The sequence below is a fragment of the Pseudomonas sp. Irchel s3f19 genome (genome assembly GCF_900187555.1).
GTDB lineage: Bacteria > Pseudomonadota > Gammaproteobacteria > Pseudomonadales > Pseudomonadaceae > Aquipseudomonas > Aquipseudomonas capeferrum.
Genome location: NZ_FYDW01000004.1, coordinates 152,177 through 171,788, shown reverse-complemented (window position 1 = coordinate 171,788; position 19,612 = coordinate 152,177). Strand labels below are relative to the sequence as shown.

At 64.2% G+C, this 19,612-nt stretch carries 17 protein-coding genes and 1 other RNA gene; 2 read left to right on the top strand and 16 right to left on the bottom strand.

Going from position 1 to position 19,612, the window contains the following annotated elements:
- Window positions 1-2: 2 nt before the first annotated feature.
- The 16 genes from ftsA to rsmI form a co-directional block, all read right to left on the bottom strand.
- Complete coding sequence (gene ftsA / locus CKW22_RS12685; RefSeq protein ID WP_033702830.1) at window positions 3-1,265, bottom strand: cell division protein FtsA; 1,263 nt, start codon at window positions 1,263-1,265, stop codon at window positions 3-5.
- A 14-nt stretch (window positions 1,266-1,279) separates the two neighbouring features.
- Entirely contained in the window at window positions 1,280-2,149 is an 870-nt protein-coding gene (locus CKW22_RS12680; protein WP_033702831.1) for a cell division protein FtsQ/DivIB, read from the bottom strand.
- A 5-nt stretch (window positions 2,150-2,154) separates the two neighbouring features.
- Window positions 2,155-3,111: a D-alanine--D-alanine ligase gene (locus tag CKW22_RS12675; RefSeq protein WP_047582683.1), complete on the bottom strand. Its 957-nt coding sequence runs from the start codon at window positions 3,109-3,111 to the stop codon at window positions 2,155-2,157.
- Window positions 3,108-4,556, bottom strand: a complete 1,449-nt coding sequence (gene murC, locus CKW22_RS12670; protein ID WP_033702833.1) for a UDP-N-acetylmuramate--L-alanine ligase — start codon at window positions 4,554-4,556, stop codon at window positions 3,108-3,110. The genes CKW22_RS12675 and murC overlap by 4 nt, the downstream gene beginning before the upstream one ends.
- Window positions 4,549-5,628, bottom strand: a complete 1,080-nt coding sequence (murG, locus tag CKW22_RS12665; RefSeq protein WP_095064198.1) for an undecaprenyldiphospho-muramoylpentapeptide beta-N-acetylglucosaminyltransferase — start codon at window positions 5,626-5,628, stop codon at window positions 4,549-4,551. The genes murC and murG overlap by 8 nt, the downstream gene beginning before the upstream one ends.
- Window positions 5,618-6,832, bottom strand: coding sequence for a putative lipid II flippase FtsW (gene ftsW / locus CKW22_RS12660; RefSeq protein WP_033702835.1), 1,215 nt, complete (start codon window positions 6,830-6,832; stop codon window positions 5,618-5,620). The genes murG and ftsW overlap by 11 nt, the downstream gene beginning before the upstream one ends.
- Window positions 6,829-8,175 (bottom strand): UDP-N-acetylmuramoyl-L-alanine--D-glutamate ligase, encoded by a 1,347-nt coding sequence (murD, locus tag CKW22_RS12655; protein WP_033703003.1) that lies wholly within the window; start codon window positions 8,173-8,175, stop codon window positions 6,829-6,831. The genes ftsW and murD overlap by 4 nt, the downstream gene beginning before the upstream one ends.
- A gap of 6 nt (window positions 8,176-8,181) precedes the next feature.
- On the bottom strand, window positions 8,182-9,264 hold the full coding sequence (gene mraY / locus CKW22_RS12650; protein ID WP_033702836.1) for a phospho-N-acetylmuramoyl-pentapeptide-transferase: 1,083 nt from the start codon (window positions 9,262-9,264) through the stop codon (window positions 8,182-8,184).
- Window positions 9,264-10,631 carry a UDP-N-acetylmuramoyl-tripeptide--D-alanyl-D-alanine ligase gene (murF, locus tag CKW22_RS12645; RefSeq protein WP_033702837.1) on the bottom strand — a complete coding sequence of 456 codons (1,368 nt, stop codon included), beginning with the start codon at window positions 10,629-10,631 and terminating at the stop codon, window positions 9,264-9,266. The genes mraY and murF overlap by 1 nt, the downstream gene beginning before the upstream one ends.
- Window positions 10,624-12,114 carry a UDP-N-acetylmuramoyl-L-alanyl-D-glutamate--2,6-diaminopimelate ligase gene (locus CKW22_RS12640; RefSeq protein ID WP_177447942.1) on the bottom strand — a complete coding sequence of 497 codons (1,491 nt, stop codon included), beginning with the start codon at window positions 12,112-12,114 and terminating at the stop codon, window positions 10,624-10,626. Before CKW22_RS12640 ends, murF begins: the two co-directional genes overlap by 8 nt.
- Complete coding sequence (locus CKW22_RS12635) at window positions 12,111-13,847, bottom strand: penicillin-binding protein 2 (RefSeq protein ID WP_162181164.1); 1,737 nt, start codon at window positions 13,845-13,847, stop codon at window positions 12,111-12,113. The genes CKW22_RS12640 and CKW22_RS12635 overlap by 4 nt, the downstream gene beginning before the upstream one ends.
- Window positions 13,847-14,140 (bottom strand): cell division protein FtsL, encoded by a 294-nt coding sequence (gene ftsL, locus CKW22_RS12630; RefSeq protein ID WP_033702839.1) that lies wholly within the window; start codon window positions 14,138-14,140, stop codon window positions 13,847-13,849. The genes CKW22_RS12635 and ftsL overlap by 1 nt, the downstream gene beginning before the upstream one ends.
- Window positions 14,137-15,084: a 16S rRNA (cytosine(1402)-N(4))-methyltransferase RsmH gene (gene rsmH / locus CKW22_RS12625; protein ID WP_033702840.1), complete on the bottom strand. Its 948-nt coding sequence runs from the start codon at window positions 15,082-15,084 to the stop codon at window positions 14,137-14,139. Before rsmH ends, ftsL begins: the two co-directional genes overlap by 4 nt.
- Window positions 15,081-15,536 carry a division/cell wall cluster transcriptional repressor MraZ gene (gene mraZ / locus CKW22_RS12620; protein WP_019439042.1) on the bottom strand — a complete coding sequence of 152 codons (456 nt, stop codon included), beginning with the start codon at window positions 15,534-15,536 and terminating at the stop codon, window positions 15,081-15,083. The genes rsmH and mraZ overlap by 4 nt, the downstream gene beginning before the upstream one ends.
- A 308-nt stretch (window positions 15,537-15,844) precedes the next feature.
- An RNA gene (gene rnpB / locus CKW22_RS12615) (RNase P RNA component class A) lies at window positions 15,845-16,218 on the bottom strand.
- A 67-nt stretch (window positions 16,219-16,285) separates the two neighbouring features.
- Complete coding sequence (gene rsmI, locus CKW22_RS12610) at window positions 16,286-17,161, bottom strand: 16S rRNA (cytidine(1402)-2'-O)-methyltransferase (RefSeq protein WP_047582672.1); 876 nt, start codon at window positions 17,159-17,161, stop codon at window positions 16,286-16,288.
- Between the two features lie 187 nt (window positions 17,162-17,348).
- On the opposite strand from rsmI, the gene CKW22_RS12605 reads away from it, so the two are divergent.
- Together CKW22_RS12605 and CKW22_RS12600 are read left to right on the top strand one after the other, a co-directional pair.
- The gene (locus CKW22_RS12605) at window positions 17,349-19,166 is read left to right on the top strand and encodes a penicillin-binding protein activator (protein ID WP_095064197.1); all 1,818 of its coding nucleotides are present in this window, start codon (window positions 17,349-17,351) and stop codon (window positions 19,164-19,166) included.
- Window positions 19,166-19,537 (top strand): YraN family protein, encoded by a 372-nt coding sequence (locus CKW22_RS12600; protein WP_033702843.1) that lies wholly within the window; start codon window positions 19,166-19,168, stop codon window positions 19,535-19,537. The genes CKW22_RS12605 and CKW22_RS12600 overlap by 1 nt, the downstream gene beginning before the upstream one ends.
- Window positions 19,538-19,612: the final 75 nt, after the last annotated feature.

Genomic DNA, 19,612 nt, shown 5'->3' with positions numbered 1-19,612 from the left:
ACTTAGAAATTGCCCTGGACCCAGCGCTTGAATCGCTCAAGCACTGGAGCCTTCGGTTCATCGCCATAGCTGTTGCTGCTGCTGTTGCTGTTACCGGTCAGGATCAAGTCCTCGGACTGCTTGAGCAGGCCGTAGGTGAGCAGGCCCACGCCGGTGGAATAGATCGGGTTGCGTACCACGTCGCTCAGCCCCCGAACGCTATGCGGTACGCCCAGGCGTACCGGCATGTGGAAGATTTCTTCGGCCAGTTCCACGGCGCCTTCCATTTTCGCGGTGCCGCCGGTGAGGACGATGCCGGCCGGCACCAAATCCTCGTAGCCGCTGCGGCGCAGTTCGGCCTGGATCAGGGTGAAGAGCTCGTCGTAACGCGGCTCCACCACCTCGGCCAGGGCCTGGCGCGACAGCTCGCGCGGTGGCCGGTCACCCACGCTCGGCACCTTGATGGTTTCGCCGGCGCCGGCAAGCTTGGCCAGGGCGCAGGCGTAGCGGATCTTGATTTCCTCGGCGTACTGGGTCGGTGTACGCAGGGCCATGGCGATGTCGTTAGTGACCTGGTCGCCGGCAATCGGGATGACTGCGGTGTGACGGATCGCACCTTCGGTGAAGATGGCGATATCGGTGGTGCCACCGCCGATGTCCACCAGGCACACGCCGAGCTCTTTTTCGTCGTCGGTCAGTACCGAGTAGGCCGACGCCAGTTGCTCGAGGATGATGTCGTCGATTTCCAGGCCGCAACGGCGCACACACTTCTCGATGTTCTGCGCCGCGTTGACCGCACAGGTGACCACGTGGACCTTGGCTTCCAGGCGCACGCCGGACATGCCCAGTGGCTCGCGCACGCCTTCCTGGTTGTCGATGACGTAGTCCTGCGGCAGGGTGTGCAGTACGCGCTGGTCAGCTGGAATGGCCACGGCCTGGGCAGCGTCGAGCACGCGCTCGAGGTCGGCAACACTGACCTCACGGTCGCGGATGGCGACAATGCCGTGGGAGTTCAGGCTGCGAATGTGGTTGCCTGCTACGCCGACGAACGCCGAGTGGATACGGCAGCCGGCCATCAGCTGCGCTTCTTCCACCGCGCGCTGGATCGACTGCACGGTCGACTCGATGTTCACCACCACGCCTTTTTTCAGGCCGCGGGACGGATGGGTGCCGATCCCGACAATCTCCAGGGTGCCGTCTTCGCCCACTTCGCCCACCAGCGCCACCACCTTGGAGGTGCCAATGTCCAGCCCGACGATCATTTTGCCGCTATGCGCGTTTGCCATGGTCCTGCCTCTCTCTAATTCTTCGCAACGGCGGGTTGGGCCGTCGTCGGTGCAATCGGTTCCCGCCAACCAACGGCAAGTCCGTTGGCGTATCGCAGATCGATGCGGGCGATGTTGGTGATCTGCTCTTTAAGCGTCTTGTCGTAAATGGCAATGAAACGGCGCATCTTCTCCACCAGATGGTCGCGCCCCAGTAGCAGTTCGATGCCTGGGCCGGTGCTGCCCGCACCGGTAGTCAGGAACCAGCTGCCGCGCTCGCGAAGCTCCAGGCGAGCGATGGAAAAGCCCATGGGGCGCAGCATCTGGCTCAAAACCTGATACTGCTGCATGACTTGCTGCTGAGCACGCTGCGGCCCGAACAGCTGCGGCAGGTGCTCATAGTTGGCCAGTTCGCGCGGGGTGAAGGCCTGGCCCTGGTTGTTGAGCAAGGCCTCGTCACCCCAGCGCGCCACTGGCAGCTGTTCTTCCAGGCGGATCACCACCTCGTCCGGCCACACGCGCCGGACCTCGGCATGGGCGATCCACGGCATCTGCTCGAGCTCCGCACGCATCGCCGGCAGGTCGACGCTGAAGAAGCTCGCCGCCATGAACGGGGCGATCCGCTGCTGCACCGCCTGCTGGCTGATGTAGCTGAGGTCGCCCTGCACGGCGATCCGGGTGATCGGCCGGTCGGCATAAGGCATCAGGCGAATGGCGCCTTCATAGGCGCCGAAGCCTGCCGCGACCAGCAGCACCGGCCAGAGCAGGCGCTTGAGTCCACTGAAGTTGGCCTTGGGCAGGCGCGCCGACATGGGCTCGTTGGCCACCATTCGGCTGGCACCGCGCGGCACCGGCTTGCTACGGCCGGTGGCGGGTTGCTGATGACGTAACATCGCGCCTTGCATGGCTGTTAACCTCGCGTCTCGACGCTGGCAGCCAGGATCGCCAGCACCAGTTGCTGGAAGTCCAGGCCGGCCGCGCGGGCCGCCATGGGCACCAGGCTATGATCAGTCATGCCGGGTGCGGTGTTGACTTCGAGCAGCCAGAACCGGCCCTGCTCGTCCTGCATCACGTCCAACCGCCCCCAGCCTTCGATGCCGATGGCATCGCAGGCGCGCGCGGTCAGGTCGATCAGTTCCTGTTCCTTGACGCTGTCCAGGCCGCACGGAATGCGGTACTGGGTGTCGTTGGCGATGTACTTGGCGTCGTAGTCGTAGAACACGTGCGGCGTACCCAGGGCGATCGGCGGCAGCACCTGGCCACGCAGCACCGCAATGGTGAACTCCGGGCCGTGGATCCACTGCTCGACCAGAACCTGGGAATCGTATTTGGCGGCGTCCTGCCAGGCGGCGATCAATTCCTGCTCGCTGTTCACCTTGGCCATGCCGATGCTAGAGCCCTCATGGGCAGGTTTGACGATAAGCGGGAAGCCCAGTTCCGTACTGGCCACCACACAATCGCTTTCGCTGGCCAAAACCGCGTGGCGCGGGGTCGGAATACCCAGGCTCTGCCACACCTGCTTGGTGCGCAGCTTGTCCATGGCCAGGGCCGAAGCGAGGATACCGCTGCCGGTGTAAGGGATGCCCAGGCACTCGAGCAGGCCCTGCATGCTGCCGTCCTCACCGCCACGGCCGTGGAGGATGATGAACGCGCGGTCGATCTTCTCGCGTTGCAGGCGGTCGAGCAGGTCGTCGCCCACATCGATGGCGACCACGTCGACACCGGCGCTGGTCAAGGCCTCGATCACGGCGGCGCCGGACTTGAGCGAGACTTCACGCTCGGCGCTCTTGCCGCCGTAGAGCACGGCGACGCGGCCGAACGCCTTGACGTCCAGGGTCGAGTGCAGTGTGTCGTAGGCGCTGGTCATTTCGACTTCTCCTGCTTGGCGCCAGCGAACAGCGGGCTTTTCATCAATTGCGGGGCAAGGCCACCGACATCACCGGCGCCCTGGCAAAGCAGGATGTCGCCCGCGCGCAGCAGTGGCTGCACCAGCGGGGCGAGCTCGGCGCCACGCTCGATGTAGATCGGGTCCAGCTTGCCGCGCTGACGGATGCTGTGGCACAGCTGACGGCTGTCCGCCCCGGGGATCGGTTCTTCGCCGGCCGGGTAGACCTCCATCAACAGCAACACGTTGGCGTCGCCCAGTACCTGCACGAAGTCGTCGTAGAGGTCGCGGGTGCGGCTGTAACGGTGCGGCTGGTAGACGATGACCAGGCGACGGCTCGGCCAGCCACCGCGCACGGCCTTGATGACTGCGGCGACTTCGGTCGGGTGGTGGCCGTAGTCGTCGACCAGCATCACGCTGCCACCGTCGACCGGCAGCTCGCCGTAGACCTGGAAGCGTCGGCCGACACCCTGGAAACCGGACAGCCCCTGGACGATGGCCTCGTCGCTGATGCCTTCGTCCGTGGCGATGGCAATGGTTGCCAGGGCATTGAGCACATTGTGGTTGCCGGGCATGTTCACCGACACCTCCAGCGGCTCGCAGTCACGGCGCAGGACTGTGAAATGCGTCTGCATGCCCTGCTGGCGCACGTTGATGGCGCGGATATCCGCCTCTTCGCTGAAGCCGTAGGTGACCGTCGGGCGTTTGACCTGCGGCAGGATCTCGCGCACCACCGGGTCGTCCAGGCACATCACCGCCAAACCGTAGAACGGCAGGTTGTGCAGGAACTCGACGAAGGTTTTCTTCAGTTTGTTGAAGTCGCCTTCGTAGGTCGCCATGTGGTCGGCGTCGATGTTGGTGACCACGGCGACCATCGGCTGCAGGTGCAGGAAGCTGGCGTCGCTCTCGTCCGCTTCGGCGATCAGGTAGCGGCTGGTGCCCAGTTGAGCGTTGGTACCGGCCGCAGTCAGGCGCCCACCGATGACGAAGGTCGGGTCCAGGCCACCGGCGGCGAACACCGAGGCCAGCAGGCTGGTGGTGGTGGTCTTGCCGTGGGTACCGGCGACCGCCACGCCGTGGCGGTAGCGCATCAGCTCGGCAAGCATCTCGGCACGCGGCACCACCGGAATACGCCGCTCGAGGGCGGTGGCGACTTCCGGGTTGGCCGGGTTGATCGCGCTGGACACTACCAGCACATCGGCGGCGACTGCGTTCTCGGCACGGTGGCCGACGAAGATCTCGGCGCCAAACGACTCCAGGCGCTCGGTGACCGGCGACGCCTTGAGGTCGGAGCCGGACACTTCATAGCCCAGGTTCAGCAGCACTTCGGCGATGCCGCACATACCGACGCCGCCGATACCGACGAAGTGAATACGGCGGATACGGCCCATCTTCGGCTGGGGAATGGCTTTCTGGCTTTCAACCATGGGCCACCTCCAGGCAGATATCGACCACGGTGCTGGTTGCAGCAGGTTTGGCCAGGCGCCGTGCGGTGCCAGCCATGGTGTTGAGTTTCTCGGGTTGCATCAGCACCTCGTTCAGGCGTTCAGCGAGCTGCGCTGCGCCAGTTGTCGCTTGTGGCATCAGGAAGGCCGCGCCCTCCCGAGCCAGATATTGGGCGTTGTAGGTCTGGTGGTCGTCGATCGCATGGGGCAACGGCACCAGCATCGAAGGCAGGCCCGCCGCCGCGAGTTCGCTGACGGTCAGGGCACCGGCCCGGCATACCACCATGTCGGCCCAGCCATAGGCTTGGGCCATGTCCGTGATGAAAGGCTCTACCTGAGCCTCGACGCCGACCTCGTGATAACGCTCGGCGGTGATCGGCGCGTGTTGCTTGCCAGCCTGGTGGAACACCTCTGGCCGCAGCGCCGCAGACACTTCGGACAGGGCCTTAGGCAACAATTTGTTCAATGGTTCCGCACCCAGGCTGCCGCCCATTACCAACAGGCGAGCACGGCGCTCGGAAAGGGGCGCACGTTGTGCATCCATGAACAACTCTGTGCGTACCGGATTGCCGGTGGTACGCAGCTTGTCATTGGTCTGGAACGTGCCCGGGAAAGCTTCGCAGACCCGCGCCGAGAGTGGCACCAGCAGCCGATTGGCGGTACCCGCACGGGCGTTCTGCTCGTGGATCACCAGCGGCACACCGCACAGCCGCGCGGCCACACCGCCGGGCCCGGTCACATAGCCGCCGAAGCCCAGCACACACACCGGCTTGAGCTGACGAATGATGCGCCGTGCCTGCAGCACGGCCTTGACCAGGGTGAACGGCGCCTTGAGCAACGACAGCTTGCCCTTGCCGCGCAGGCCGCTGACCTGGATCAGGTGCAACGGCAGACCGGCCTGGGGCACCAGTTCGTTCTCGATGCCTTTCGGCGTGCCCAGCCAGTGCACGCTGTAACCGCGTGCCTGGAACTCGCGAGCGCAGGCCAGGGCCGGGAACACGTGGCCCCCGGTGCCGCCTGCCATGATCAGTACGTTCTTGCCGTCAGCGGCCATGACTGGTCTCCTCGGCAAAATCGCTTTCGTTGAATTCGTGTTCCTCGCTGCCCAGGTGCGTGCGGCTCTCCCACTCGATACGCAGCAGCAACCCCACGCAGGCACAGCAGATCACCAGCGAGCTGCCCCCGTAGCTGAGGAACGGCAAGGTCAGGCCCTTGGTCGGCAGCAGGCCGACGTTCACCCCGATGTTGATCAGGAACTGGCCGATCCACAGGAAGGCCAGGCCGAACGCCATGTAGGCGGCAAAGAACTGCTTGGCTTTTTCGGCCCACAGGCCGATGTAAAGAGCGCGCACGGTGACGAAGACGAACAGCGCGATGGTGACCAGCGAGCCGACCACGCCGAGCTCTTCGGCCAGCACCGAGAACACGAAGTCGGTGTGCGCCTCGGGCAAGTAGAACTGCTTCTGCACGCTGTTGCCCAAGCCAACGCCCAGCCACTCACCGCGGCCAAAGGCAATCAGCGCCTGGGTCAGCTGGTAGCCCGAACCGAACTGGTCGGACCAGGGGTCGGTAAAGGTGATCAGGCGCGCCATTCGATACGGCTGCGCCTGCACCAGGACAAACACCGCGACCACCGCCAGCACCACCATCAGGCTGAAGCGGAACAACCCCACACCGCCGAGGAACAGCATGGCCGCCGCAGCGCCCATCATCACCACGGTGGCGCCGAAGTCTGGCTCCATCAGCAGCAGGCCGGCCATTGGCAGCAGCACGATGAACGGTTTGAAGAAGCCCATCCAGCTCTCGCGCACCTCGGTCTGCCGGCGCACCAGGTAGCCGGCCAGGTAGATGACCACGAAGACCTTGGCAATTTCCGAAGGCTGGACGTTGAAGAAGCTGAAGCCGATCCAGCGCATGGAGCCGTTCACTTCGCGGCCGATGCCGGGCACCAGCACCAGCACCAGCAAGCCGAAGGCACCCAGCAGCATCATGAAGCCCATGCGCTGCCAGGTGGCGATCGGTACCAGCATGGTGGCGCCGCAGGCGAACAGGCCGATGGCCACGTACACCAGGTGGCGGAACATGTGGTAAAGCGGGTTGCCCGACTGCACCGCAGCCACTTCCGAAGAGGCCGAGGTGATCATCACCAGGCCCAGGCCCAGCAATGCCAGGCAACCGGCGAGCATCGCGAAGTCGAGGTCGATGCCACGGCCGCTGATCAGCGGCGACGGGTACGGCTTGAAGATGCCCAGGATCATGCCAGCCCTCCCGCCGCTTGGGCGAACAGCCGCCCGCGCTCTTCAAAGTTCTTGAACATGTCGAGGCTGGCGCAGGCTGGCGACAACAGCACCGCATCGCCCGGCTGAGCCAAGGCGGCGCACTGCTCGACGGCCTCATCCAGGGTCTTGACCCGGACCTGCTGCACACCTTCACCCAGTGTTTCGGCCAGGCGCTCGGCATCACGGCCCAGCAGCACCACTGCACGGCAGAAGCGCGCCACCGGTGCACGCAGCGCTGCGAAATCGGCACCTTTGCCGTCGCCGCCGGCAATCAGCACCAGCTTGCCAGTGATGTCCGCGCCCAGGCCTTCGATGGCGGCCAGCGCGGCCCCCACGTTGGTGGCCTTGGAATCGTCGTACCAGTTGACGCCATTGCGCTCGCGAACCCACTGGCAACGATGGGCCAGGCCGCCAAATTCACGCAGGGCTTCGAGCATCGGCGCAAACGGCAAGCCGGCCGCATGGCCGAGGGCCAGGGCCGCGAGGGCGTTGCTCTGGTTGTGCGCGCCACGCACTTTCAGTTCGCGAACCGGCATCAGGTTCTGGAATTCGAAGGCCAGGTACTTCTCGCCATCGACCTCGCGCAGGCCAAACGCCTTGAAGTCGGGCGGGTTCAGACCAAAGCTCCAGCACGGCCGGCCTTCCACCGGCAATGGCCGGCTCAGGGCGTCCTGGCGGTTCACCACCACCTGGTGGGCGCCCCGGAAGATCCGGTGCTTGGCCAGGTGATAGGCCGGCAGGCCGCTGTAGCGATCCATGTGGTCTTCGCTGACGTTCAGCACGGTGGCCACTTCGGCATTGAGCTGGTCAGTGGTTTCCAGCTGGAAGCTGGACAGCTCCAGCACATACAGCTCCACCTCATCCCCGAGCAAGTCGAGGGCCGGCGTACCGAGGTTGCCGCCCACGGCCACGCGCTTGCCCGCCTTGGCAGCCATTTCACCGACCAGGGTGGTGACGGTGCTTTTGGCGTTGGAGCCGCTGATGGCGATGATCGGCGCCTTGGCATGGCGGGCGAACAGCTCGATGTCACCCGACAGGGCCACACCGCGCGCCGCGGCCTGCTGCAGCGCCGGGGTGGACAACGCCAGGCCCGGGCTCACGTACAGTTCGTTGGCGCGGCAGAGGAAGTCCACGTCCAGCTCGCCACAGCGCACTTCCACCTGCGGGTAATCACGGCGCAGGGTGTCCAGTTCCGGCGGTTGCTCGCGGGTGTCGGCGACCGCAAAGGCAATGCCCCGGCTCGCCAGGAAGCGAACCAGGGACATGCCGCTCTTGCCGAGGCCGACAACGATGCGGAATTGGTCGGAAGCGATCAGTGACACGCTCATCTACCTCAGTTTCAGGGTTGCAAGGCCGACCAGCACCAGAATCACGGTGATGATCCAGAAACGGACGATCACCCGTGGCTCAGGCCAGCCCTTGAGTTCAAAGTGGTGGTGAATCGGCGCCATGCGGAACACGCGCTTGCCGGTCAACTTGAAGGAGGCGACCTGGATCACCACCGACAGGGTTTCCATGACGAATACGCCACCCATGATGAACAGTACGATTTCCTGGCGGACGATCACCGCGATGGTGCCCAGTGCGGCGCCCAGCGCCAGGGCACCGACGTCGCCCATGAAGACCTGGGCCGGGTAAGTGTTGAACCACAGGAAGCCCAGGCCCGCACCGATCAGCGCGCCGCAGAACACGATCAGCTCGCCCGAACCCGGCACATACGGGATCAGCAGGTATTCGGCGAACTTCACGTTGCCCGACAGGTAGCAGAAGATACCCAGGGCACCGCCCACCATGACCGTTGGCATGATGGCCAGGCCGTCGAGGCCGTCGGTGAGGTTGACCGCGTTGCTCGAACCGACGATCACGAAGTAGGTCAGGACGACGAAGCCGATGCCCAGCGGAATGGTGACATCCTTGATGAACGGCACGATCAGCGTGGTCTCGACGCTGGTCGGGGCGGTCTTGTAAAGGAAGATCGCCGCAGCCAGGCCGAACACCGACTGCCAGAAGTACTTCCAGCGGCTAGGCAAGCCACGGGAGTTCTTCTCGATCACCTTGCGGTAGTCGTCGACCCAACCGATGGCGCCAAACGCCAGGGTGACGATCAGCACGACCCACACGTAGCGGTTGGACAGGTCGGCCCACAGCAGGGTGCTGATCGCGATGGCCGACAGGATCAGCGCGCCGCCCATGGTCGGGGTGCCGGATTTGGACAGGTGCGATTGCGGGCCGTCATTACGGACGGCTTGACCGATCTGGCGAATCTGCAGGGTACGGATCATCCACGGGCCCAGCCACAGCGCCAGCGACAACGCAGTCAGTACACCGAGAATCCCGCGCAGGGACAGGTACTGGAAGACCGCGAAGCCTTTATGGAACTGTTGCAGATACTCAGCCAACAGCAGCAGCATTAATGTTTCTCCCCGCTGGCACCGCACAATGCCGCCACGACGTTTTCCATCGCAGCGCTGCGCGAGCCCTTGATCAAGATAGTGGTGTCACTGGCATTTTCGGCGCGAACCGCGTCGATCAGCTCAGCTTGAGTAGCGAAATGACGGCCATTGGCGCCGAACGCCTTGACCGCGTGTGTCATGTTGGAACCCACAGCGTACAGGGCATCGACCTTGCCACGCGCATAGTCACCCACCTGACGGTGGCCTTCCTCCGCCCATTGACCCAATTCGCCGATATCCCCAAGCACCAGGACGGTGCGTCCGGAAAAGCCGGCGAGTATATCAATGGCCGCGCACATCGAGGTGGGATTTGCGTTGTAACTGTCGTCGATTACCCGCACACCGTTCGGCGCGATCTGCGCCACGGTGCGGCCCTTGACCGGTTGCACGGCATTCAGGCCAGCGGCAATGCCGCTCAGGCTCAGACCGACGGCGTGGGCAGCCGCCGCGGCGGCCAGTGCGTTGCTGACGTTGTGCTCGCCCAGTACGTTGAGTTGCACCGCAACCGAGTCCCCGGCGCCATGCAGCGTGAAGGACGGGCAGCCACGCGCATCGCGATCGATGCCAGTGGCGTAGAAGTCGGCGCGGCCATCGTTGCGGGCGAAACTGATGACCCTGTGCGCACCGGCACGCGCCTTCCAGATGGCAAAAGCCTTGTCGTCCAGATTGAGGATGGCCGTGCCGCCCTCGCCCAGGCCTTCGAGGATCTCGCCCTTGGCCTCGACGATTTTCTCCGGGCCGCCGAACTCGCCGACATGGGCAGTACCGGCGTTATTGATGACCACCACGTGCGGCTGGGTCAGGCCGACGGTGTAGCGGATCTCGCCAATGCGCGAAGCGCCCAGCTCGATCACCGCAGCGCTGTGCTCCGGGGCGATTTCCAGCAGGGTCAACGGGGCACCGAGGTCATTGTTCAGGTTGCCACGGGTGGCATGCACCAGGCCACGGGTACGCAGGATGCTGGCCAGCATCTCCTTGACCGTGGTCTTGCCGCTGGAACCGGTGATGGCCACGACCGGCTTGTCGAACGCGGCGCGATTCAAGGCACCCAGTTGCCCCAGCGCGACACGGCAGTCCTTGACCACCAGCTGCGGCAGGTCGACATCGGCCACTTCACGCTCGACCAGCGCCGCTACGGCACCTTTTTCCTTTACATCGGCCAGGTAATCGTGGCCATCGAAACGCGGGCCTGTCAGGGCGACGAACAGTTGCCCGGCACTGACACTGCGGCTGTCGATGCTGACGCCGCCGAAGCTGGCGTCGGCACCCACCACGCGAGCACTCATTGCCGTGGTCAGCTGACTGAGTGTCATGGGCTTAAGCATGTGGAGCCTCCCAGGCTGCAAGTGCCTTCTCGGCTTCGACCAGATCGGAGAAATCGTGGCGCTCGCCACGGATCTCCTGGTAATCCTCATGGCCCTTGCCGGCCAGGACGATGACGTCATCGGCGGCGGCAGTGGCGATCAAGTGGGCAATGGCTTCGCCGCGGCCAGCGACGAACTCGACGTGCTCCGGCCTGGCAAAGCCAGGGCGGATATCGTCGAAGATCCGCAGCGGGTCTTCGCTGCGCGGGTTGTCATCGGTGACCAGCACGCGGTCAGCCAGGCGCTCGGCCACTTCAGCCATCAGCGGGCGCTTGCCACGGTCACGGTCGCCACCGCAGCCGAACAGGCACAGCAACTTGCCGTGTGCGTGCGGGCGCAGGGCCTCGAGTACTTTTTCCAAGGCATCCGGCGTGTGGGCGTAGTCGACCACCACCAGCGGTTTGTCGCCGCCGCCCAGGCGCTGCATGCGGCCAACCGGCCCTTGCAACTGGGGAGTGACCTTGAGGATTTCGTCCAGCGAATAATCCAGTGCCAGCAGCGTTGCCACTGCCGCGAGCATGTTGCTCAGGTTGAAACGGCCAAGCAGTTGGCTGCGCAAGGTGCGCTCACCCTGGGCGCTCACGAGGATTGCGCGCACGCCATCGTCATCGAACGTGGCTTCACGGCAATACAACGAAGCCTCCGGATTCTCCAGGCTATAGCTGAGCAGCCGGGTCTCGATATGATCGGTACTCGGACGACGGGCATAGGCCGCCGCCAGGCGGCGACCAAAGTCGTCATCCAGGTTGACCACCTGGCAACGCAGGCTGCGCCAGGCGAACAGCTTGGCCTTGGCGGCCTCATAGGCCTCCATGCTTCCGTGGTAATCCAGGTGATCGCGGGACAGGTTGGTCATTACCGCGATATCGAACTCCAGCGCAGCGACACGCCCCTGCTCCAAGGCATGCGAGGACACCTCCATCGCCACGGCCTTGGCGCCGCCCTTTTTCAGGTCGTACAGCGTCGACTGCACCGCGATCGGGTCTGGCGTGGTCAGGCGGCCGCTCTGCAGCTCACCATAGAAACCGGTACCCAACGTGCCGATCAGGCCGCAACGCTGGCCCAGCACATCAAGCGCCTGGGCCACCAGTTGCGTGACACTGGTCTTGCCGTTGGTGCCGGTCACCCCGACCAGGTTCAACTGACGGCTTGGCTCGCCATAGAAGCGACCGGCGATATCCGACAGCTGGGCGATCAGCCCCTTGACCGGAATCAGCGGCATCTCGGTGAGCGGCAACACGGTCGCGCCCTGCTCTTCATAGGCAACCGCGGCGGCGCCACGGGCCAGTGCGTCGGCGATATGGTCACGGCCATCGACCTTGGCACCCGGCACAGCCAGGAACAGATCACCCGGGCGCACGGCACGGCTATCCAGGGTCAGCTCGCGGATCAGCGGATCGCGGCTGGCGTGGGCGAAAAGCTTGCTCAGTGGCATTGTCATCATCCACGCCCTCCCTTGGCGTCTGCTGCATTGACTTGTGGTTGTGCGGTTGCTGGCGGCGGCAGGTTGTCTGGCGGCACGTTCATCAAACGCAAGGTGCCCGACATGACCTTGCTGAACACAGGCGCCGATACCAGGCCACCGAAGTAGCCGCCCTTGCTCGGTTCGTCGATGACCACGACGATCGCGTAACGCGGGTCGCTCATCGGGCCGAAGCCTGCGAACAGCGAGCGGTAGGCGTTCTCGGTGTAGCCCTTGGAGCCAACGGTCGCCTTACGCGCCGTACCCGACTTGCCACCCACGTGATAGAACGGCACCTGGGCACGGAACACCCCGCGCGGCGCCTCGATCACTTGCTGCAGCATGCCCTGGACGGTTTCGGCAGTTTCTTTCGGAATCGCCTGAACGGCCTCGGGTGCCTTGTCCACCTTGAGGATCGACAGCGGCACCATCTTGCCGTCGTTGGCCAGCGCTGCGTAGGCATGCACCAATTGCAACGCAGTAACCGACACGCCATAGCCGTAGGACAGGGTCGCGGTCTCGGCCTTGCGCCACTCACGGTGGTTAGGCAGGTTGCCCACCCGCTCGCCCGGGAAGCCCAGGCCAGTGTATTGCCCCAGGCCGACCTGGGACATGACCCGGTAGATGGCCTCGCCGCCGATATCGAAGGCGATCTTGCTCATGCCGACGTTACTGGAGTTGATCAGGATGCCGGTCAGGTCGAGGATCGGGCCCTCGCTGCGGGAAACGTCCTTGATCGTGTAGCGACCGATCTGCAGGCTGCCCGGGTAGACCTCGACCTTGTCGGTGATCTTCCAGCGCCCGCTCTGCAGCGCCGCACTCATGGAAATCGGCTTCACGGTCGAGCCGGGTTCGAACACGTCAATGATCGCCCGGTTGCGCATCGCGGCAGGGAACATGCTGCGGCGGTTGTTCGGGTTGTAGGTCGGCTGGTTGACCATGGCCAGCACTTCGCCAGTTTTGACGTCCATGATCACCAGGCTGCCGGCCTTGGCTTCCTGTTCGGCGATGGCGTTGCGCAGCTCACGGGTGGCCAGGTATTGCAGGCGCAGGTCTATCGACAACGCCAAGGTCTTACCGGCCTTGGCGTTTTTGGTTACCTGAATGTCCTTGATCAGCCGGCCACGCCGGTCCTTGATCACCTGTCGCTTGCCGGGCACGCCGGCCAGCCATTCGTCATAGGCCAGCTCTACCCCTTCACGCCCGTGGTCATCGAGGTCGGTGAAGCCGACCATGTGCGCGGTGACATCACCGGCGGGATAGAAGCGGCGGAACTCTTCCAGGCCATAGACACCCGGCACTTTCAGGTCGAGCACATGCTGGCCCTGCTCCGGAGTCAGGCCGCGGACCAGGTAGATGAATTCTTTGCTGGCCTGCTGGGTCAGGCGCTCGGTCAGTTGCTGGGGGTTCTGCCCAAGGGCGGCTGCCAGTTGCGGCCAGCGTTCTTTGGACGCCTGCATTTCCTTGGGGTTGGCCCACAAGGTGGTAACCGGGGTGCTGACCGCCAGCGGCTCACCGTTGCGGTCAGTGATCAGGCCACGGTGCGCCGGGATGGGAATATGGCGCAGGCTGCGCGCATCGCCCTGCCCCTTGAGGAAGTCACGGTCGACCACCTGCAGATCGATGATGCGCCAGCAGATGGCACCGACCATCAACGCCAGCAAGCCGATCACCACCCGGAAGCGCCAGGGGTAGAGTGCGCCTTCGAGCTTCATCATGGCGCCACCATCCGCACTTCGTCGGCTGCGGGCACGCGCATTTTCAGCTGCTCGGACGCCAGGCTCTCGATGCGGCTGGACGCCGTCCAGGTGCTCTGCTCAAGGATCAGACGCCCCCACTCGGCCTGCGCCTTGTCGCGCTCGCTCAACTCGCCGTACAGGGTGTTGAGCAACTGACGGTTCCAGTGGGCGCTGTAAGACACGGCGATGGCCGAAACCAGAACACCGACGAACAGCAGAAGCATCAGGAAGCTTCCGCCTGGCAATGGCTTGGCAAACAGCCTGCTCACCGCAGTTTCTCCGCCACCCGCATCACGGCGCTGCGCGACCGCGGGTTGGCCTTGAGCTCGGCCTCGGAAGCGAATTGCGCCTTGCCGATGAGCTTGATCTTGGGTTCGAAGGCCTTGTGCTGTACCGGCAGGTTGCGCGGCAGGTTGTCTGCCTCGCCCTTGACCAGCTTGCGCATGAACAGCTTGACGATGCGGTCTTCGAGCGAGTGGAAGCTGATGACGACCAGGCGGCCGCCAACTTCCAGCGACTCGAGCGCCGCGTCAAGGCCGGTTTCGAGGTCACCCAGTTCGTTGTTGACGTGGATGCGCAGGCCCTGGAAGGCGCGGGTGGCGGGGTTCTTGCCCTTCTCCCAGGCCGGGTTGGCGACCTTGAGCACTTCGGCAAGGTCGGCGGTACGGGTGAACGGCTGCTTTTCGCGACGTTCCACCACGGCACGCGCCATACGCCCGGAAAAACGCTCCTCGCCGTATTCCTTGAACACGCGGGCGATTTCCTCGACCGGCGCGCTGGCGATGAACTCGGCGGCGCTGACCCCGATACCGGGGTTCATGCGCATGTCCAGCGGGCCGTCATTGAGGAAGCTGAAGCCACGCTCTGGGTCATCCAACTGCGGCGAAGATACCCCCAGGTCGAGCAGCACACCGCTGACCTTGCCGGCCATGCCGCGCTCAGCCACTTCCGCGCCGAGCTCGGCAAAGCTGCGCTGCACAATGACAAAGCGGCCGTCTTCGGCCGCCAGCGCTTGCCCTGTGGCAATCGCTTGTGGGTCTTTGTCGAAGCCCAGCAGCCGCCCTTGCGGCCCAAGCTTGCTGAGAATCAGACGGCTGTGTCCGCCCCGGCCGAAGGTACCGTCCAGATAGCAACCGTCGGCGCGCAGGGCCAATGCCTCGACAGCTTCGTCGAGCAGGACGGTAATGTGGTTGAAGCCGCTATCTATGGTCACAGGATCAGGTCACGCAATTCGTCGGGCATGGCGCCCGGTTGTTGAATAGCTGCAAGGTCGGCTGCCGAAACCGTGTTCCAGGCATCTTCATCCCACAGCTGGAATTTGTTCAGTTGCCCCACCAGCATCGCCTTCTTGTCGAGCTTGGCGTACTCACGCAGACGGGGCGGAACCAGGAAGCGCCCACTGCCATCGAGCTCCAGGTCAACCGCATTGCCGATCAGCAAACGCTGCAGGCGGCGGTTTTCCTCACGCAATGACGGCAAGGCACGCAACTTGGCTTCTATCTGTTCCCACTCATCGAGGGGGTAAACACACAAGCAGGGGTCTACAGCGTCGATGGTCACGATCAGCTGGCCATTGCAGCGCGAATCGAGCTCGTCGCGGTACCGGCTCGGCATGGCGAGACGGCCTTTGGCATCGAGGCTGACGGCGTTGGCTCCGCGGAACACGGCTGCGATTCCCCACAATGGTAGCTTTTTTGTGCCAGAAAACCCACTTCATCCCACTTTCTGCCACTTGCGCACACTATAGGAATCCGCCCGCCGCACCGTCAAGGCACGTTCATAAGGAAAAGCCTTACAGGACCGAGATTTAGCGCGATAAAGGAATGTGGAAGGACTTCAGGGAGGAAAAAAACACGAGAAAAATCAAACCCACGCAAGCGAATGGAGTTCGAAGTTAAAGTGATTTATTAAGAGTAAGATTTTTTCGGTATTACCAGAGTGCGCCTGCTATCGATTCAAGCAGGGAGGGAGAGGTGGAGAGTCGATCTGTAAGCCGGGTTTTGTCGAGGACAGTCATTCCTCTACGACGGCCATCACTGGACGCCTCTAGCAACCTACCCGGTTCCGACGCGGGCCACGCCTAATGGAACCCTATTTGGTCTTGCTCCGAGTGGGGTTTACCTAGCCACGAACTGTTGCCAGCCGTGCGGTGCGCTCTTACCGCACCTTTTCACCCTTACCGGCACCGAAGTGCTTAGGCGGTTATTTTCTGTGGCACTTTCCGTAGGCTCGCGCCTCCCAGGCGTTACCTGGCACTCTGCCCTATGGAGCCCGGACTTTCCTCCCCCTGCTGTTTCGCAACAAAAGCTGCGGAACAAAAACAGGCAGCGACTGTCCGATCGACTCTCCGCCGACAAGATTAACGGTACACGCGGTCAAGAACAAGCGATACCGCAAACTATATCAAATGGCCACTACTCTGCTTTCTGCTTTTCCAGGGCAAGTTGATACAACAGGTTCTTGCGTACACCGGTAATTTCCGCCGCAAGTGCCGCCGCCCGTTTGAGCGGCAACTCTGCCAACAGCAAGTCCAGTACCCGCTGCGCTTCGGTACTGATCGCCTGCTCGCCCTCGGGCTCGCTCCAGCCACCGACCAACACCACGCACTCGCCACGCTGCTGATTGCTGTCGCCCGCGACAAACGCCCGCAGCTCGGCCAACGGCAAGCCCTTGAGGGTCTCGAAGGTTTTGGTCAGCTCGCGCGCCAGCAACGCCGGGCGTTCGCCACCGAACACCGCCTCCATGTCCTCCAGGCACTCGAGGATACGGTGAGGGGCCTCGTAGAAGATCAGCGTGCGTGGCTCTTCCTTGACCTGCTCCAGCCGCGCACGGCGCCCCGCCGTCTTGGCTGGCAAAAAGCCTTCGAAGATGAAACGGTCAGAGGGCAGGCCCGCCGCCGACAGCGCGGCAATCAGCGCGCATGCACCCGGTACCGGCACCACACTCACCCCCGCCGCCCGCGCCTGACGCACTAGGTGGTAGCCAGGGTCGGAAATCAACGGTGTGCCGGCGTCGGAAACCAGCGCGACATTGTCGCCGGCCAACAACCGGGTCAGGAACCGACCGCCCTCGTCGCGCTCGTTGTGCTCATGGCACGCCGCCAGCGGCGTGTCGATACCGAAATGCTGCAGCAGACGGATCGAGTGGCGCGTGTCCTCGGCCGCGATCAGGGCGACATCCGCCAGCACCTTCAGCGCCCTGGCGCTCATGTCGTCGAGGTTGCCGATGGGCGTTGCGACCACATACAGCGTACCCACGGTGGATTTCGAAGCCCCTGCCACATCAGTCACTGCGCACACCTGTCTTTCGGATCAAAGGCGCCATTGTAGCCCGACCGCCCGTAACAGGGCGCAAAGAACTTCGCAGGCGTTCATCGGCCAGCGACCTATAGTGAAGGATCAGCATCAGCAAGATCGCGCCCCGGCCAGTGCTTGGGTACAATTGCCGGCCAACTTGATCGAGTAACAGGACCTTTACATGATCGCTTGCCTGCGGCTGCTCTCAGCCCTCTGCCTCGCTACCCTGCTGGCAGCCTGCGCCAGCTCGCCCTCATCCAGCCTGGGCGAGCTGCCACGCACCCCGGACGCCAGCATCGAGCAACTGCTCGAAAAGGCCGCCTCCAGCAAGTCTGCGGAAGATGCCGCCCTGCTGCGCCTGAGCGCCGCAGACCTGGCGTACAAGCAGAAGGACTACCCGCGCGCCGCACGCATTCTCGAGCAGGTCCCGATGGACACGCTCAAGCCCGCACAGCAAGTGTTCGCCAGCACCCTTGGCGCCGAGCTGGCCATGAGCCGCAACCAGCCCAAGGCGGCCCTCACCGCCCTCTCGCACCCTAGCCTGCAGCGTGTCGCCGAGCTGCCGGCAGAACAGCAGGTACGCACCTACAGCGTCCACGCCGCCGCCCTCGAAGCCGACGGCCAGGCCCTGGCCGCAGCCCAGCAGCGCGTGTTGCTTGCCCCGCTGCTCAGCGGCCAGGCCGCCAGCGCCAACAACGACTCGATCTGGGCGCTGGTCGCCGCGCTGCCGTCAGAACAGCTGCAGCAGCCAGTCAACGACCCGGTACTCGCCGGCTGGACCAGCCTGGCCCTGGCCGTGAAAACCGCCGGCACCCTGGAGCAACAGCAAGCCGCCATCGACACCTGGCGCCAGCAGCACCCGGACCACCCTGCCGCCCAGCAACTGCCGGTGGCGCTGGCCAAGCTCAAGGAGCTGGCCAGCCAGCCATTGACCAAGATTGCCCTGCTGCTGCCCCAGGAAGGCCCATTGGCAGGCGTCGCACGCGCACTGCGTGATGGCTTCATGGCCGCCCACTTCCAGGCTCAGCAGTCTGGCCAGCCGGCCCCCGCCGTGCAGGTATACGACAGCTCCCGCATCACCTCGGTTGACGACTTCTACCGCCAGGCCCAGGCCGATGGCGTGCAACTGGTAGTCGGCCCACTGGAAAAACCCCTGGTGAAAAAGCTCGCTGCCAATGCGCAACTGCCAATCACCACGCTTGCCCTGAACTACGCAGACGCCGGCCAGACAGCCCCGCCGCAGCTCTTCCAGTTCGGCCTCGCTGCCGAGGATGAAGCGCGCGAAGTCGCACGTCGCGCCCGTGCCGAGGGCATGGTCCGCGCCGTTGCGCTGGTACCCAGCGGCGAGTGGGGTGACCGTGTGCTCGCCGCCTTCCGCAAAGACTGGGAAAGCAACGGCGGCACCCTGCTCGCCGCCGAACGCATCGCGCAGCCCGTCGCCCTGGCCCAGCAGATTGCCGACCTGTTCCAGCTGCGCCAGAGCGAAGGCCGCGCCAAGAGCCTGCAGAGCACCGTGGGCGGCAACATCGCCGCGCAGCCATCGCGCCGTCAGGACATCGACTTCATCTTCCTCGCCTCGACGCCGCAACAGGCCCAGCAGATCAAGCCGACCCTGAACTTCCAGTACGCCGGCGACGTACCGGTCTATGCCACCTCGAACCTGTACAGCGCCAGCGGTGACGTCAACCAGTACAACGACATGAACGGCATCCGCTTCTGCGAAACACCGTGGCTGCTCGACACCAGCAACAGCCTGCGCCAGCAGGTGGTGCAGCAATGGCCGCAAGCCGCCGGCAGCCTCGGCCGGCTGTACGCCATGGGCGTGGATGCCTACAGCCTGGCACCGCGCCTGGGCCAACTGAAAGCCCTGCCGGACAACCGCGTACAAGGGCTTTCGGGCAGCCTCAGCATGAACGCCAACCAGCGTATCGAGCGCCAGCTGCCTTGGGCCGAGTTCTCTGGCGGCCAGGTCAAGCGCCTGCCAGACACCGCCCGTTGATGCCAGACGCATCGCCCTCCCAGGCCGGTCAGGCAGCCGAAAACCAAGCCCTTGAGTTCCTTCAAGGGCAAGGCCTCAGGCTGCTGACGCGCAATTGGCGATGCAAAGGCGGTGAGCTTGATCTGGTCATGCTCGACGCCGATACAGTAGTATTCGTCGAAGTCCGCTACCGGTTGCACGCGAGCTTCGGTGGCGCCCTCGGCAGTATCGACGGGCGCAAGCAGAAACGGCTGGTGCTGGCTGCCAGCCTTTTCCTGCAAAAGGAGCCGCGCTGGGCCGCACAACCCTGCCGCTTCGACGTTGTCGCCCTGCAGGGCAGCCACCATGCAGGCAGACCGCTTCAATGGCTGAAAAACGCCTTCGAATGCTGAACCCACTTCGTATTTTTTGCTCTATGTTTCGCGGGCTGGTCTTTGTTGCGCGCCGCGCCGGCCACCGCCCCACTT

Excerpts from the sequence above, each read along its gene's own strand:
- ftsA (WP_033702830.1), bottom strand. The coding sequence starts at position 1,265 with ATGGCAAACGCGCATAGCGGCAAAATGATCGTCGGGCTGGACATTGGC.
- CKW22_RS12680 (WP_033702831.1), bottom strand. The coding sequence starts at position 2,149 with ATGCAAGGCGCGATGTTACGTCATCAGCAACCCGCCACCGGCCGTAGC.
- CKW22_RS12675 (WP_047582683.1), bottom strand. The coding sequence starts at position 3,111 with ATGACCAGCGCCTACGACACACTGCACTCGACCCTGGACGTCAAGGCG.
- murC (WP_033702833.1), bottom strand. The coding sequence starts at position 4,556 with ATGGTTGAAAGCCAGAAAGCCATTCCCCAGCCGAAGATGGGCCGTATC.
- murG (WP_095064198.1), bottom strand. The coding sequence starts at position 5,628 with ATGGCCGCTGACGGCAAGAACGTACTGATCATGGCAGGCGGCACCGGG.
- ftsW (WP_033702835.1), bottom strand. The coding sequence starts at position 6,832 with ATGATCCTGGGCATCTTCAAGCCGTACCCGTCGCCGCTGATCAGCGGC.
- mraY (WP_033702836.1), bottom strand. The coding sequence starts at position 9,264 with ATGCTGCTGCTGTTGGCTGAGTATCTGCAACAGTTCCATAAAGGCTTC.
- murF (WP_033702837.1), bottom strand. The coding sequence starts at position 10,631 with ATGCTTAAGCCCATGACACTCAGTCAGCTGACCACGGCAATGAGTGCT.
- CKW22_RS12640 (WP_177447942.1), bottom strand. The coding sequence starts at position 12,114 with ATGATGACAATGCCACTGAGCAAGCTTTTCGCCCACGCCAGCCGCGAT.
- CKW22_RS12635 (WP_162181164.1), bottom strand. The coding sequence starts at position 13,847 with ATGAAGCTCGAAGGCGCACTCTACCCCTGGCGCTTCCGGGTGGTGATC.
- CKW22_RS12605 (WP_095064197.1), top strand. The coding sequence starts at position 17,349 with ATGATCGCTTGCCTGCGGCTGCTCTCAGCCCTCTGCCTCGCTACCCTG.
- CKW22_RS12600 (WP_033702843.1), top strand. The coding sequence starts at position 19,166 with ATGCCAGACGCATCGCCCTCCCAGGCCGGTCAGGCAGCCGAAAACCAA.